General features: G+C 53.3%; 12 protein-coding genes. 2 read left to right on the top strand and 10 right to left on the bottom strand.

The window, feature by feature from the left end:
* Window positions 1-51 precede the first annotated feature (51 nt).
* Both On2M_RS16830 and ldcA read right to left on the bottom strand, forming a co-directional pair.
* Window positions 52-1,785 (bottom strand): potassium/proton antiporter, encoded by a 1,734-nt coding sequence (locus On2M_RS16830; protein WP_151219438.1) that lies wholly within the window; start codon window positions 1,783-1,785, stop codon window positions 52-54.
* 97 nt (window positions 1,786-1,882) lie between these two features.
* Complete coding sequence (ldcA, locus tag On2M_RS16825) at window positions 1,883-2,797, bottom strand: muramoyltetrapeptide carboxypeptidase (protein WP_210905185.1); 915 nt, start codon at window positions 2,795-2,797, stop codon at window positions 1,883-1,885.
* A 98-nt stretch (window positions 2,798-2,895) separates the two neighbouring features.
* Between ldcA and emtA the strand changes: the two genes are divergently transcribed.
* Window positions 2,896-3,507, top strand: coding sequence for a membrane-bound lytic murein transglycosylase EmtA (gene emtA / locus On2M_RS16820; RefSeq protein WP_151225551.1), 612 nt, complete (start codon window positions 2,896-2,898; stop codon window positions 3,505-3,507).
* Window positions 3,508-3,518: 11 nt separating this feature from the next.
* Here the strand turns inward: emtA and ycgR are convergent, their stop codons facing one another.
* Complete coding sequence (gene ycgR, locus On2M_RS16815) at window positions 3,519-4,253, bottom strand: flagellar brake protein (protein ID WP_210905184.1); 735 nt, start codon at window positions 4,251-4,253, stop codon at window positions 3,519-3,521.
* 201 nt (window positions 4,254-4,454) lie between these two features.
* On the opposite strand from ycgR, the gene On2M_RS16810 reads away from it, so the two are divergent.
* Window positions 4,455-4,709 carry a GlsB/YeaQ/YmgE family stress response membrane protein gene (locus On2M_RS16810; RefSeq protein ID WP_151219512.1) on the top strand — a complete coding sequence of 85 codons (255 nt, stop codon included), beginning with the start codon at window positions 4,455-4,457 and terminating at the stop codon, window positions 4,707-4,709.
* Between the two features lie 45 nt (window positions 4,710-4,754).
* Here On2M_RS16810 and On2M_RS16805 read toward each other — a convergent pair whose 3' ends face one another.
* The 7 genes from On2M_RS16805 to On2M_RS16775 all read right to left on the bottom strand — a co-directional run bounded on the left by On2M_RS16805 (window position 4,755) and on the right by On2M_RS16775 (window position 14,983).
* The gene (locus tag On2M_RS16805) at window positions 4,755-6,467 is read right to left on the bottom strand and encodes an alpha,alpha-trehalase (RefSeq protein WP_210905183.1); all 1,713 of its coding nucleotides are present in this window, start codon (window positions 6,465-6,467) and stop codon (window positions 4,755-4,757) included.
* A gap of 171 nt (window positions 6,468-6,638) precedes the next feature.
* Window positions 6,639-8,069 carry a dihydroxyacetone kinase phosphoryl donor subunit DhaM gene (gene dhaM, locus On2M_RS16800; protein WP_151219434.1) on the bottom strand — a complete coding sequence of 477 codons (1,431 nt, stop codon included), beginning with the start codon at window positions 8,067-8,069 and terminating at the stop codon, window positions 6,639-6,641.
* Between the two features lie 10 nt (window positions 8,070-8,079).
* A complete protein-coding gene (dhaL, locus tag On2M_RS16795) occupies window positions 8,080-8,712 on the bottom strand; it encodes a dihydroxyacetone kinase subunit DhaL (protein ID WP_020996617.1) in 633 nt (210 codons plus the stop codon).
* A gap of 11 nt (window positions 8,713-8,723) precedes the next feature.
* On the bottom strand, window positions 8,724-9,794 hold the full coding sequence (gene dhaK, locus On2M_RS16790) for a dihydroxyacetone kinase subunit DhaK (protein ID WP_151219433.1): 1,071 nt from the start codon (window positions 9,792-9,794) through the stop codon (window positions 8,724-8,726).
* Between the two features lie 325 nt (window positions 9,795-10,119).
* On the bottom strand, window positions 10,120-11,394 hold the full coding sequence (locus On2M_RS16785) for a Glu/Leu/Phe/Val dehydrogenase (protein ID WP_151219432.1): 1,275 nt from the start codon (window positions 11,392-11,394) through the stop codon (window positions 10,120-10,122).
* A gap of 321 nt (window positions 11,395-11,715) precedes the next feature.
* The gene (locus tag On2M_RS16780) at window positions 11,716-12,684 is read right to left on the bottom strand and encodes a spore coat protein U domain-containing protein (RefSeq protein ID WP_210905182.1); all 969 of its coding nucleotides are present in this window, start codon (window positions 12,682-12,684) and stop codon (window positions 11,716-11,718) included.
* A 13-nt stretch (window positions 12,685-12,697) separates the two neighbouring features.
* Window positions 12,698-14,983, bottom strand: coding sequence for a fimbria/pilus outer membrane usher protein (locus tag On2M_RS16775; protein ID WP_210905258.1), 2,286 nt, complete (start codon window positions 14,981-14,983; stop codon window positions 12,698-12,700).
* Window positions 14,984-15,027: the final 44 nt, after the last annotated feature.

The following is a 15,027-nucleotide window of genomic DNA, read 5'->3' as shown; positions in this document are numbered from 1 at the left end:
ATTTCATAGGCCGGGTAAGGCGGCGCCGCCACCCGGCAAAAAACATCCACGTCACTCATCTTCATCTTCAGCCACGCGAACACCAACTTTCAGCACTGCATTGTCTTCTTTCTCAGCTACAGTCCAGATCATGCCAGCAAATTCAACCTGGTCACCAACGACTGGCGCGGCGCCAAGCAGATGCTGGACAATTTCACCGAGTGTTTGCTGCTTATCGCGATACTCTGTGCCATCTTCCAGGCCATAAATCAGCGCCACATCGGCATATTTCGCGCTGGCTTCGAGAATGAAATCACCGAAGAAACGCTGATCTAACGACACCGGCGGCGACTGGCTGAACAGCTTGCCGAGAGCAGGGAGATCGCGTTCACGGCCAATGACACACAGAACGTCGCCTTCACGCAGGCGGGTACTGCCTGAAGGGTGAAACAGCACGTTGTCACGAAACAGGGCGGCAATTCGCGTCTCTTCTGGCATATGCAAGTCGCGCAGCGCGGCGCCTACACACCACTTATCCGCGCTGAGCTGGTAAACAAACTGCTCCCAGGGATTGTCCGGATGAATATCCAGACCAATGCGCGAAACGGGCCAGCCAACGGGAGGAACCACCACTTTGGCTTTTTTAGCCGCCCACGAAAGCGACGTTCCCTGAAACAGCAGCGAGATCAGTACCACGAAGAACGCGACGTTAAAAAACAGGCGCGCGTTTTCCAGGCCCGCCATCATTGGGAAGACGGCGAGGATGATCGGCACCGCGCCGCGCAAACCCACCCAACTGATGAAAATGCGCTCGCGCAGATTAAAGCCACGAAACGGCAGCAGTCCGGCAAAGACCGAAAGCGGGCGGGCAAGGAATATCATCCACGCAGACAAAATCAGCGCAGGGATTGCGATAGGTAGCAGGTCCGACGGCGTAACCAGTAGTCCAAGCACCAGGAACATGGCGATTTGCGCCAGCCAGGCCAGACCGTCGAAGTTTTGCAGAATGCCAAACCGGTTGCGGATTGGGCGATTACCCAGCAGAAAACCACACAGATAAACCGCCAGAATACCGCTGCCTTCCAGCGCGGTAGTCAGGGCAAAAATCAGGATCCCGCCGCTTAATGCCAGCAGCGGATAAAGCCCGGCAGGCAGTGAAATACGGTTAATCATTTGCTGAAGCAGGTAGCCGCCGCCGAGACCCAGTATGATGCCTAAGCCAAACTGCTGGATTATATGTACCGCAAACATCCAGCTTAAACCGGTCTCGTGATTTTGGATCATGGCGATAAGCGTAATGGTTAAAAACACCGCCATCGGGTCGTTACTACCGGATTCAATTTCCAGCGTCGAGCCCACACGTTCGTTGAGTCCTTTGCCGCCGAGCAGGGAGAAGACCGCTGCGGCATCGGTTGAGCCGACAATCGCGCCAATCAGCAGCCCTTCAATGAGATCCAGATGAAACAGCCATGCCGCCATCATGCCAGTGAGACCAGAGGTGATCAGCACACCCACGGTCGCCAGCGATAATGCCGGGCCCAAAGCGACGCGAAAAGAGCTGGCCTGGGTGCGCATCCCGCCATCAAGCAGGATAACCGCCAGCGCCAGGTTACTCACCATGTAGGCAAAAGGGTAGTTATCGAAAGGAATACCGCCCACGCCGTCGACGCCCGCCAACATACCGATAGCGAGAAATATCACCAGAATAGGGATACCAAGACGTGATGAAAATGAACTGAGTAAGATACTGCAGGTGACGAGAACGGAACCCAAAATAAAAAGGCTAATAATTGCTGCGGCATCCAACGTTCGGTTACTCCTGAATTACGCTGTTTCGTATTAACAAACCCTAACATAATAACGACAGAAACAGCGTTTAACTTAGCCCTGTTAGCCGCTTTTTTTACGATTTAAGTATCGGATGCCCACTTAAGGTGAGCTGAGTGCTGTTTTTATCATTTTTCAGCACCGCATTCGCCCCCAACGGTAGGGTTACGGTACGTTGTTCATGGCCAAAATCGAGGCCGCTGATTAATGGAACGGACAATCTGGCGCGCAGAAAATCACAAACTGAATCAAGATTGTAACCCGCGTCGTAATCATTAGGCGCGCTGCCGCTAAAGCTGCCGAGAATAATCGCGTTTTGCCGGGCCAGTATGCCTGCGTGATACAATTGCAGCAGCATGCGCTCGATGCGAAACGGATGCTCGTTAATGTCTTCCAGTACCAACATGCCGTTTTCGATAGCCGGCATCCACGGCGTACCCATCAGCGAAATGATCATCGCCAGATTTCCGCCCCATAGCGTCCCTTCAGTCGCACACTCGGGGCCGTTACCCTGCCATTCGAGGGTAAATTGGGCATTGCGTAAAGCTTGCCAGAAATGGAGCTCGGTAAAGGGGTTCATCTCTTCGGCGCCGAAATTAGCCGCCAGCATCGGGCCGCTGAAGCTAATCACATTACCCTGCGCCAGTAGACCACACTGGATCGCCGTAAAATCGCTGTGCCCACACAGCAGCAATGGGTTTTGTTGCTGGCGAGCCGCAAGTGCCTGCCAGTCAATATCTGCCAGCAAACGGCTCGCGCCATAGCCGCCACGTACCGCCATCACAATGGTATCAGGCGATTTCAGATTTACGAGCGAGTTTAAATCAGCCAAACGCTCTGCTTCTGTACCTGCAAAACGCTGACAGCGGCGCGCAATGACCGCTGTATTATCGACCTGATGACCGGCCTCAGTAAGACGCGCAAGCCCACGTAAGGCAGCCTGCTGGTTGATACAGTAGCCCGACGGGGCAATTAAGTGAAACCGGGACATGGCATTTCCTTGCTACAACTAAAACCAAATGTATATCATGCCGCGTAGGTATGTCGTTGTCACCTCAGCGACAGGTTCCGGCTATAAGGATAGATGACGTGAAATTGAGATGGTTTGCTTTTTTGGTTGTATTACTTGCGGGCTGTAGTTCAAAACAGGATTACAAAAATCCGCCATGGAATGCTGAAGTTCCGGTTAAACGCGCAATGCAATGGATGCCGATCAGTGAAAAAGCCGGAGCGGCCTGGGGTGTCAGTCCACAATTGATTACCGCCATTATCGCCATTGAATCAGGCGGTAACCCGAATGCGGTCAGTAAGTCTAATGCGATTGGTCTGATGCAGTTAAAAGCCTCGACTTCAGGCCGCGATGTTTATCGTCGTATGGGGTGGAGCGGAGAGCCGTCGACCAGCGAGTTGAAAAATCCAGAGCGCAATATCTCGATGGGGGCCGCCTACCTGAGCATTCTGGAGACCGGACCGCTGGCCGGGATCGAAGATCCGCAGGTGATGCAATATGCACTGGTGGTCTCGTACGCCAACGGCGCGGGCGCACTGCTGCGGACGTTCTCATCCGACAGGAAAAAAGCCATCAATAAGATCAACGATCTCAGCCCGGATGAATTTATTGAACATGTTGCGGATAATCATCCGGCGCCGCAGGCTCCGCGTTATATCTGGAAGCTTCAGCAAGCGCTGGATGCGATGTAACTCCGGGGATGCTAACCGCGCACCTTGTTCGACTTTTCCCGGGCTTCGCGCTCAAGGGAAAAAATAATCCGCTGTAAGTTCCGCTCCACCGCCGGGCCGACGTTGAGAAAACGAAAGCTCAGGCGGGGAGTGGTAATAGTTTCGTTTTTACTGTCGATAACTTTGCGTTCGCTAATGGAAATAAGCTGGGCGTCAACGTGATACACCCCCCATTGCTCCATGTTCAGCTCAACCTGCGAGAAACGCATGCCTTCTGTCAGGCCTTCCGGTTTTGCCGTTTCTAACAGCCCGCCCATACCACCGAGAGACAAATCGAATAAGCGAAAACACAGCGTACTGTTGTCCGGCATTTTTACCGTGCAGCGATAGGGGGGATGCAGTGGAGCACCGATGCGGAAATACTCCCGACGCTGGACGAACCACAGGGAAGGCGGCAACGATGAGATAAATGCTGGCAGCCGCTGATATTCGCCTTTCTTAAGCTGCGGCAGGGTGAATTCCACTTTGGCGCCCTGCGTTTCGGCGATAATCGAGATATGAGTGGCTCGCTGCACAGCCTGGTTTTCGTATTCCTGACTGCCAAAATCCATGATCAGTTCGTCCGGGCTGACCGCCAGTATTTTGCTGATGAACTGGCCACCTGACCAGGAGATACGCAGCGGAACCTGCTGCGAATTCAAGTCCCGGAGTACGCCTAACACCGCTAACGGATTTTGCTTCAGGAACTGCTCATTGTAGTTACTCACACCTAATGACTCCTGGATGCCTGGTTTATCGTTGGATTATCGGCATCAATCAACGGAACTTAATACAAATGAATGAAATTTTTTACCCACGCCAATGAATTCAGTCTGCGTGAAAACAACATATAACGATGGTTTGCCTATACTTTAAAGGCTGGCGCAAGAATGTCTTGCGCGTGCGTTCACTGGAAAGAGGGCCTGAAAATGGGAATTATTGCCTGGATTATTTTTGGTCTGATTGCGGGGGTTATCGCCAAACTGATTATGCCGGGGCGCGATGGCGGTGGATTTATCCTGACCTGTATTCTCGGTGTTGTCGGCGCTGTGGTCGGTGGATGGTTGGCAACGATGTTTGGTATCGGCGGTGATGTCAGCGGATTTAATCTCCACAGCTTCCTGGTGGCCGTGGTCGGCGCGATTATTGTGCTGGGTGTCTTCCGGCTTGTACGACGAGATTAATCGAACGGCCCCTCAAGGGGCCGTTTCTCTATAATAGAAAGTTGATTAAGGCGTCGGTTGAGTCTGTTTTTTAGGCTCAGCTGGTGTTGTACTTGCCGGGGTTGGTCGCGATGCGGGTACGCTGTCACAAGGCTTTTCTTTGGCGCAGATCAGGTCGAGCATTTTTAGCGTTACGCCGTTGGTCCAGCCAAAACCATCCTGCAACGGATATTCCCCACCACCACCGCCGGTACCTGTGGTGCTCACATCATACTTTTCAACCAGCTTTTGCTCACGATCGTAGGTGTGCTGCACGTTAGTGAGGAATCGCCAGGTCACGTCCATCGCAACGTCATCCTGGCCGTAATTCTGTAACCCGGATGCTGCGACCCACTGCAGCGGGGCCCAACCGTTGGGGGCATCCCACTGCTGACCGCTTTTCACCGATGTGGTAGCAAGGCCGCCGGGTTGTAGCAGATGCGCCTGGGTTGCCGCGGCCACTTTGCTGGCGCGATCTTTAGCCGCGGCATTGACATACAGCGGGAACAGGGCAGCGGCAGTGAGTTGGTTGCGTACTTTATGACTCTTCAGATCGTAGTCGGCATACCAGCCTTCTTTGCCGTTCCACAGATACTTTTCGATCCCTTTTTGTCGGGCATTGGCGAAGCCTTCATACTGTGCCGCTTTAGCATCATCACCTGCGGCTTTGCTGGCGAGGGCGATCATCTTTTCCATTTTGAACATCAATGCATTGAGATCGACCGGAACAATGCTGGTGGTTCGCAGGGTGCCTAATTGATTAGGGTTATCCATCCAGCGGGAACTAAAGTCCCAGCCAGAAGCAGCGGCAGAACGCAGATCGCGGTAGATTTCTGTGGCCGGTCGGTTCGGGTTGCTTTTAGCGGTGGCGATATCCTCCACCCAGGACTCTGGCCTTGGCGTATCGCGGTCATCCCAGTAGCGGTTCAAAATGGTGCCGTCATCCAGTTTTACCACGCGCTTATTCTGCTGACCGGGCTGGAGCGTGTCGACGCCTTCCATCCAGTATGTGTGCTCTTTGAGCATTTGCGGGAGGTATTTTTTCAGCGCGTCATCCCCGTCGTGCTGTGCCAGCAGCTCAACCATAAAGGCAAAGAACGGTGGTTGGGAACGGCTCAGATAGTAGGTGCGGTTGCCGTTAGGAATGTGTCCCCAGGCGTCTATCTCGTAAGCGAAGTTTGCCACCATGTCCGAGACCTTATCCCAGTGATTGCTTTCGGCAAGCCCCAGCATGGTGAAATAGCTGTCCCAATAGTATATTTCGCGAAATCGCCCGCCAGGCACCACATACGGCTCCGGAAGTGGCAACAGAGAGTCCCATTTTTCAGCGTCGGTTGTCGAACGGGTGAGGACCGGCCACAGTCCGTCAATGTGCTCGCGTAATGATTGCCCGGCCGGGGGAACGTATTTCTCGCCGTCTTTCGGCAAAGTGAAATTCACCTCCACAAAATGGCGTAAATCAAATCCGGATTGATTTTTCTGCATCCGGTAATCGGCAAGGATCATGAGAGGATCGCTGTTAGGAACCGCATCAGCAAAGGTTTTCTGGTCAGGAAACAGTTTGGCCGTTTGTATATCGTTAAACAGAGGTCCAAGCAGGATATCTGGCGGCTGCGGCGGAGCGGCTGGTGCGTCTTCTGCATTGACGGCAAAAGAGGAAAGGGCAAAAAAGGTACTGGCGAGTGTCAGTTTTATTGCAACAGAAAGCAGGCCTGGATGGCGAGTTGCAGGTGTTATCATCGGTTAATCTCCTTAGCGGCGTGCCAAAGTAGCGGCATTTACCATGAGAAAACCTTAGTTCAGGATCGACTGTTGCGTGTGATTGACGCCCCATTTTGCGAATAAACAGACATTTCCCGACGTGGGCAAACAGGATGCACACCCTTGGTTGGGAAGGGTGTGCAACCGTCATCAATCCGCGTGGGTGATTCGTTGCGTCACGCAGTCAAGAGTCAGGGCGTCACCCATTTTGATGCTATCAACAGCCTTGCCCTGCTGACATACGTAACACAACCCCATGGCACGGGCGATAATTGCCGGGTGGGAGGCATCGCTCCCGTCTCGCAGACAGACGCCCTGGACTGCCTTCGGATCGAGTTGCAGGATCGTAGATGGATAGATGACATCAGCGACCAGAATAGTGGGGCGAATGAAGGCGGGAATTTGCACGATCTCCCCCGTCAAATGCTGCAGCGAACGCGATAATAAATCTTCTATATCAATGTATCGGGCCTGCAGGTAGGGATCGTCGAGCTGTAAATACTGCTGGCTGAGATCGCTCAGCACGTGATGCCAGGCCCAGGCAGCGCTACACTGTGTCTCCTGCATTAAATCGCAGGCCATAACAAACAGATCGGGATCGTCCAACAGCGTGTGATGACCGGAGAAAATAGCGGCGATATCAGCGGAATATCGCTCTTCCGCAAGCGCGGTTAGTGCGCTTAAATCGTTCAGCGTGTTTTGGATAGCGACCCGTAATCGCTGCTGGTCTGCCTGAGGTGATGCTGTAGGCTGCTGGCTGACCTCTGGTGAGAACGGTGTATAACAGAATGCCGTTCCCGTTGCCTGTGGGGGGACCTGCGTGGCTACGTTATCAGCATTCGCGGGCTCGAGCGATTCACCAAAATTCTCTGCCGCCAGCCGTTTGAATGCGGCCAGCGCATCTTCTGCCTGTTCGCCCTTGGCAATCAGGCGCAGCATATCGTTACAGCGCACCTGCAGCAGAGCTATCTGATTCAGGCTATCAGGCACGACGCACTTGCCATTTTTCTCCAGCCACATGTCGGCGTTAAAGCCGGACAGCGCGGAAACCAGCCGTGAAGCTGGGCGAACGTGGATGCCGTTAGGGTTTTTCACCACAATGGCAACTGAACGTGCATCTGCATCGGGTACTAAGTCAGGAGACGTTGACTTTGCTGCAGATGGCGAAGGTAAACCCAATTGCTCACATTTGGCGTCGAGGGCGTTCATGGCATCACAAATGACCCGTTCGATATTCGCCCCTGCGGCAGCACTCACCGTTGCGGCCAGCGTGCCTTCAACCAGCGGCGCGGCACACAGACGCACTTTGGCGGCAATCGCAGGATCGAGCAGTTCCAGCGCGGTTTCCGCACTCAGTAGCGCACTCCCAATATCCATCATCACCAGCACGTGATCTGTGTCGGCTACGGACTCGATGGCTCCCATCACCTTAATAGGATCGGTGCCAATCGGATTCTCAGGATCGTCAATGCCTGCGGCAATGGCGATTTTGCAACCATCACCCATTAACATCTGCCGGGCTAGCGTGCCGACGCCTTCGCCCAACTGGGCGCTGTGAGAAACAATAACCAGGTTTACCATCGCTTTATCCTTACTCTCTGGACGCCTGAGCCAGCATTTGCATCATAAACATAACGGAAGTTGCGCCGGGATCCTGATGTCCAATGCTGCGCTCACCAAGATAGCTGGCGCGACCTTTGCGGGCCTGCATGGTGATGGTGCTTTGTGCAGCGGCTTCCGCTTGTTGGCTTGCTGCTTCCAGAGCCGCCTGGACGCTCAGCTTCTGCTCGCAGGACTGGCGTAAAGACTCCACTACCGGCAGCCAGACATCACACATGGTTTTGTCGCCAGGTTCAGCTTTACCGCGGCTAATCACACCCTCTGCGCCATCTCGCATCATTTGATATAACTCTTCAAGCGTCAGGCTTTGATGGGCCTGCGTTACCTGGGCGGCGCGGATAAAAAAGGTGCCAAACAGTGGACCACTGGCACCCCCGACGCTAGAGAGCAGTACCATGCCGGTATTTTTCAAAATAAAACCGATGTCTTTATCGGCGATGGACGGGAGCTTTTCGACGACTTTGCTAAAGCCACGATGCATGTTCAGACCGTGGTCGGCATCGCCGATTTCCCGATCGAGACCGGTGAGAAAATCACTTTCGGTGGTGAAAATTTCACCGCAGCGATAGAGCCAGTTAACAATCTGCGTTCTGTTGAGGGACATCATGAATCTCCTTATTTACCCCAGTTGAGGGCGGGGGTGTGAACCGGTGCATCCCATAAGTTCAGCGTTTCGTCATCCACCTGTAACAGGGTGATTGAGAAGCCGGTCATATCCAGAGAAGTACAGTAAGAGCCGATCAGGTTGCGTTCAATGACAATACCTGCATCCTGGCAACGGCTTTCGAGGCGGTTGTACACGCCGAAGAGTTCTGACAGCGGCGTTGCACCGAGATTATTGACCAGCGCAATGACGCGGTCGCCGCTTTGTAACGCACGTTTGCTTTCTTTACCTTCCTGCCACGCGCCCTGGACGTTGTCCCAGTGGCGGAGTGTACGGCTGTAGTTGCCGTTTGCCAGCAGGGTATCGAACATTTCATCTACGGTCTGATCAAGAGAGGTGAAGGTGCGGCGGTCAATGCCCGGCTCCCCATGAATACCCACGCCAAACTCCATTTCGTTATCCTGCAACGTGAACGACGGTTGTCCGGCGGCCGGAACGGTACAAGCACCAATGGCTATCCCTATGGAGTGGCCCAGGTTATTCAGTTTACGACCCAGCGCTGCGCAGACTTCGAGTGAGTCACCGCGTTCGGCAGCCGCGCCGACCAGTTTTTCGATCAATACGGTATTCGCCACGCCACGCCGACCGGCGGTATACAGACTGTCTTTCACTGCTACGTCATCATCCACCACCATGGTGGTGACCTTGACGCCGCTTTCGTGCAACAGCTCGGTGGCGGTTTCGAAATTAAGAATGTCACCGGTGTAATTTTTGATGATCAGCAGTACGCCTTCGCCGCCATCAATTTGCATGGCGCATTCGAACATTTTATCCGGGGTAGGTGAGGTAAAAATCTCTCCCGGACAGGCGCCAGAGAGCATACCCTGACCAATATAGCCGCAGTGCATCGGCTCGTGCCCGCTGCCGCCGCCGGAAAGCAGCGCCACTTTGCCCATTACCGGCGCATCAGCGCGGGTGACATAGACCGGATCCTGATGCAGCGCCAGGGAAGGATACGCTTTCGCCAGTCCGGCGAGTTGTTCATTCAGTACGTCTTCAACACGGTTAATCAATTTTTTCATTATTTATGCTCCGCAGACAGTCCTGGATGGCTGCCGGATTCGGGCAGCCATCTGATGTAGGGTATCGGTTTGTACATCGCCACGGCGACTGCTCGCTGCCGATAAAGTAATTTTGCACACGGGTTTGCAAAAGAAAATTGCTGTAAATGGCGTTTCAATACGAAACATAGCAGCATAATAATGTTCCGTATTGGAACGTCATGGTGCATAAAACAGCGAAAGTGAGAGGTCGGGCGGTATTTGTGCGGAAAGTATTTGAACGGGTTTTTATGGAAAACACACCACCTGCAGAGCGGGTGGTGTGGAGGCATGGTTGATTTCGGCGTTAGCCCGGATAAATTCCGCGATCTTTACGTGCCAGCAGAATGCGTTCGCAGGCAACGATGTAGGCTGCAGTACGCAGGGAGCAGGATTTCTCTGCGGCTTTTTCCCACACGTGCACCATCGCATCGGTCATAATTTTGTCCATGCGATTGTTGATCTCTTCTTCGCTCCAGAAGAAGCTTGCCATATCCTGAACCCATTCGAAGTAGCTGACGGTTACGCCGCCGGCGTTACATACCACGTCAGGGACAACGATGATACCGCGGTTTGCCAGAACGTCGTCGGCGTCCGGATAGGTTGGACCGTTGGCACCTTCGAGTACCAGTTTACAGGTCAGCGTTTCCGCGCGTTGGCGGGTGATCTGCCCTTCGAGTGCAGCCGGGATCAGAATATCCATCTCCAGACTCCAGAAGGCTTCGCTGGCAATGGTTTCAGCGCCCGGGAAACCGGCTATCTGTTTGTGCTCCAATTGCCAGGCAGACAACGCGGCCATGTCGATTCCAGTGGTGTTAAACAGCGTAGCGGTGTGATCCTGAATCGCGACGACGCGTGCGCCAGCTGCCGCGAACAGTCTGGCTGCTTCGCTGCCAACGTTACCAAAACCTTGCACCGCGACGCGGGCACCTTCAACGTCGATATTGGCACGACGCGCCACTTCCAGACCGCTGACGAAAACGCCACGACCGGTGGCTTTATCACGGCCTAACGAGCCGCCGAGGTGAATTGGCTTACCGGTGACCACGCTGGTCACAGTGGTGCCGTGGTTCATGGAGTAGGTGTCCATCATCCAGGCCATTACTTTTCCGTTAGTCCCTACATCCGGCGCAGGAATGTCTTTCTGTGGCCCAATGATAATGCCAATTTCGCTGGTATAACGGCGGGTCAAGCGTTCCAGTTCGCCTTCGGACAGCGAGAACGGATCGACGCGCACGCCGCCTTTTGCACCGCCGTAAGGCAGGTTCAACGCTGCGCATTTGATGGTCATCCATGCGGACAGAGCCATCACTTCATTAAGATCAACATCAGGATGATAACGCACACCGCCTTTGCCCGGACCACGGGAGAGGTTATGTTGCACGCGATACCCTTCAAAATGACGGATAGTACCGTCATCCATCTGCACCGGGATATCGACAATCAGCGCGCGTTTTGGGTGGCGCAGGGTATCCACCCAATGGGAAAGTTCGCCCAGGTAAGGGGCCACACGCTCGATTTGTTGCAGGTAGGTATTCCAGGCAGATGTGCTGCTATCTGAAGCGTAAGATAACTTATCCATGATAAACCTTAGTTATAAAAGTAATATGTTCTTAATTTGGCCGTGGTATACAGTGAATCTCACCATATAAACTTAAATTTAACATTTTTTTCATGGGGCGGTCTGTCCAACCAACACGGATTATCACCATGATTAGTATGGCCTTTAACTTATTATTGAATAGTTATTCTTTGTTTTTGCTTGTATTTGGGTTGTTTTGCGTGACTGATAATTTAATATGCAGAATATATAAAAATCGTAATTTGTCAGATTTATGACGCACCTCTAAAAGTAAACAATATGATAAAAAAATGTATTTGCTTTATTGCGTTTAAGCTGAAGTCAGTAGGTTACAGCGATGGTGACGGTATCGGCATAGCTGTCAGGCGTGTAGTTCGCACTGGGAACGGTGGCGTAAACCGGGTAGGAGGTGGTTGTCCCTGAACCGTTCCCCGTAACGGTATTGAGTGAAGTATTGCCCCAGACCGTACCGGAAGGTCCTGGCGTCGAGCTAAGCTGGTAGGGGACTTTGTCCGTATTTGACCCCGTGCCCGTCATCACGCCGTTGCCTGTTGTATTACCGTTGGAGGGCTGAAGCCCGATGGTGTAGGGCGTGTTATTGGAACATGCTACGCCCACGGTATTTGACGCCGTTAGATTACGTCCGGTTGCCCTGGCTGGTGCAAAGCTAATGTCGGTAGCAGAGGTGATGTTGCACTGTTTGCTGACGGTCGCCGATACCGTGAAAGGAAGCCTGGCAGCAACGGTATCACCACAGGTGGTTGGCGGGAGAAGTAATCCAGGATTGAGGGTGACAAAGGCTGTCGCCGTCGTATAAGTATCCTGATAGTTACCGGGAACGGCTGAGGTTTGTGGCGTGACGATCTTTGCTGATACCGTGAGTGAGCCTGTCACTGGCGTCAGATTCAGCAGGTTAAGCTGAACCATTGGGAAAGTCGTTCCCGACTGATACTGGCTCCCCCAGACTTTAGTGTGTCCGGGATCCTGGTAAAGCTGATATGCCAGCGTTTGGGCAGGTGTTCCACTTAATGACATATTCCGGGGTGTTACCTGACCACTGACGGCTGAGGCATCAATATTAAAACAGAGATTGATCCCTGCCAGCGCGTCGCCAAGCTCTTTGGCGCAGGTGTAATTGAACGTCATTGATGACGTTGCGCCCGTCGCCGACAGCGGATTCACCGAACCCAAATTTATGGGCTGCACATTGCTCACCGAACAGGTCACCGCATGGCTAATTGCCGGACAAAAGAGTACGGTAGCGATGAGTAGCAGATGTCTTAATCTCATGAGCGCACTCCTGTTATTGTGGTCGGCAAGCCAGCGGTCCTATTTGCGCAATCCCTTTCGTTGACGCAGGATAGTCAAATTGCACGCGACAACTGCCAGTGTCCGTATCAACGCGTAGCGTATTGTGCTGCTCCAGCGCGTCGAACCAGGTCATCCCATCAAAGCCAACGACAGATGATTGTCCCGTTCCGCTGACGGCATAAGCCATGCTGCCTTCGGGAATGGGGTTACCCTGACTGTCGACAAGAAGGATCTGCGCGGCGCGTACGGCAGTGATGCCAAAGCTGACCAACGCGCCGGAACGATCGGCAGGCGTAGCGTTCGCCTCGACGCGTGCGATCCGCATATTGGCGGGGAGATCCATCGGGTCAATACTGATCAGGTTTTTTTGATAGCTATTCAGCGGCGAGACCAGCAGTAGTCCCTGGTCGTTGCTGCGGCCAATCAGGTTATTTTGCAATTTAATCGGAACATCAGGAACGCCGTCAGTGGATACGACGGCAAAACCATTGTTGATTTCCCGTGCTGCAAACAGGCCGCCTCCCATGGTTACCAGCGATCCGGTTGCGCCAGCATAGCCATAATGGTTATGCGGTAAACGGCTGAATCCCGCGTACGCTTTGCCATAACGCCCCAGATATCCGACTTCGCCCTGACCGCTTTGCCGGGAAGCTTGCTGACTGGTGGCCAGATTCCAGCCCCAACCGCCGTCGGCAGGGGGCGTCTTGCTGGCGTTGAGCTGGTAGCTGGTTTCATCGTTGGTGCGTTGTAGCGTGCTGCTGGCGCTCAGATTGTGATCAGTGGTAATCGTTACCATCAAATAAAGACTGCGATCGCGGTTGTCGTCAATGTTCTGGTTGAGTCCGGCGTTCAGTGAGATGTTGTCTGTAACTGATTTTAACCAGCTGGCGTTAGCATAGCGCACCGCATTTTCGTGCGGGTAACGAAACTGCAGGTAACTCAGGCTGACGTTACCGGCAGATTCCAGCGAATAGCCAATGACCGTGTTGCTGTTAAGCGTTGGAGGCGGCTCACCATAATGGGTGGCGACATCGCGATAATCACCAGAAGTTGCCGTTGTACTGGTACTGAAATTAAACCGTTCGCCGGACCAACGATAACCAAAACTGTACAGAAATCCGTTCTGCCCTGAATCGGTGCTTGCGGCAAGTGACGTCGAAAATGTGCCGCTGGGGGTTCCCGGGATCCAGTCGTTACTAAAGCCTGCGTTAATTAGTCCATCGCTGGTTTCCGCGTGAGTTCCGGCGGTGAACGTATTGCTAAACCCGCGACGCCATGTACCACTCAATACCGGTGCGCTGGCATAATCGAAAGAGGAGTAACCATAGTTTTCGCGTACCGCGCCTAACTCAGCCGACCAGGCGGTTAATCCTTCTCGCAGAAGTTGTTGATCGTTGTAGAACGAGAAATTTTGTACGCTCGTTCTGCCCAACGCGTCTGTCATCATCACCTGACCCGTTCCCGCGCCGCTGATGTTAGGCAGGGTATTGATCTGAAAGCTACCGGCAGGGACTTCTCCGTTATAGTACCTGACGCCATCGACGTACAGCTCTACGTTTGACGGCAATGTTGCAGAGCCCAGATAAGCAGGGAGGGGTGTAGTTGGCATATAGGGCTGCAGACCAAAATCAGTTCCAATCTGAATGCCGCCGATACGCGTCGGCCGAGACCAGATAAGTGAACTGGTCAGGGTATCGCCAGCGGTTATCGCCAACATCGTTTCGGGAAATGATGTACGCCAGCTGGTATCAAGGCGCTCAACGCTGTTATTTGCATATTCCTCGGTGGAATACTGTGTCAACTGGGTCGTGCTGAGTACGCCTGCGGCACTGAAGGCGCGAAGTTCGCTGAAGGTATTGATTGCGCTTTCATCACCCTGTTGGCTATAGATATCGTAATTGAGCAGCGCTCCGCGTGAGGTTGTCGCCGTCGGCGCGGTTTCTGTGGGCGAGCTAAGCTGCGTGGTCGCAAGATTGAGTGAACTCAGCGGGGCGGTAAGCGAAAGCGTTTGCAACTGAGCGTTGTAGTCAATGGTAAGCTGAGGGATATCGTTCAGGCAGACGACATTAGTGGCGTCTGGCGCAAAGCGAAAGCCCATTTTTCGTAGGGTGTCTGCTCCTGCATAGAACTTTCGATCATCGTAACCCAGATGCACCAGTCCAACGGAATTTCCATTTAAGGTGACGTCGAGATACAGATCGACACCCACAAGTCGCGATGCGCCATTAATAACACCGTTTTCATTCTGGTGATTGTTCTGCGTTTGTGCGCAAACCATTCCCGAAATTAATACCCCATTGAGAAAGCAATAGTTCAGCAGAA

The sequence above is a fragment of the Citrobacter sp. On2M genome (assembly GCF_018035235.1).
GTDB classification, from domain to species: domain Bacteria; phylum Pseudomonadota; class Gammaproteobacteria; order Enterobacterales; family Enterobacteriaceae; genus Citrobacter; species Citrobacter meridianamericanus.
The sequence above is the reverse complement of the archived record's forward strand: the minus strand, read 5'-3'. Positions and strand labels throughout refer to the sequence as shown.

Coding starts and splice junctions, on each gene's coding strand:
- ldcA (WP_210905185.1), bottom strand. CDS start 2,797: ATGTCCCGGTTTCACTTAATTGCCCCGTCGGGCTACTGTATCAACCAG.
- On2M_RS16810 (WP_151219512.1), top strand. CDS start 4,455: ATGGGAATTATTGCCTGGATTATTTTTGGTCTGATTGCGGGGGTTATC.
- On2M_RS16805 (WP_210905183.1), bottom strand. CDS start 6,467: ATGATAACACCTGCAACTCGCCATCCAGGCCTGCTTTCTGTTGCAATA.
- dhaM (WP_151219434.1), bottom strand. CDS start 8,069: ATGGTAAACCTGGTTATTGTTTCTCACAGCGCCCAGTTGGGCGAAGGC.
- dhaL (WP_020996617.1), bottom strand. CDS start 8,712: ATGTCCCTCAACAGAACGCAGATTGTTAACTGGCTCTATCGCTGCGGT.
- dhaK (WP_151219433.1), bottom strand. CDS start 9,794: ATGAAAAAATTGATTAACCGTGTTGAAGACGTACTGAATGAACAACTC.
- On2M_RS16785 (WP_151219432.1), bottom strand. CDS start 11,394: ATGGATAAGTTATCTTACGCTTCAGATAGCAGCACATCTGCCTGGAAT.
- On2M_RS16780 (WP_210905182.1), bottom strand. CDS start 12,684: ATGAGATTAAGACATCTGCTACTCATCGCTACCGTACTCTTTTGTCCG.
- On2M_RS16775 (WP_210905258.1), bottom strand. CDS start 14,983: ATGGTTTGCGCACAAACGCAGAACAATCACCAGAATGAAAACGGTGTT.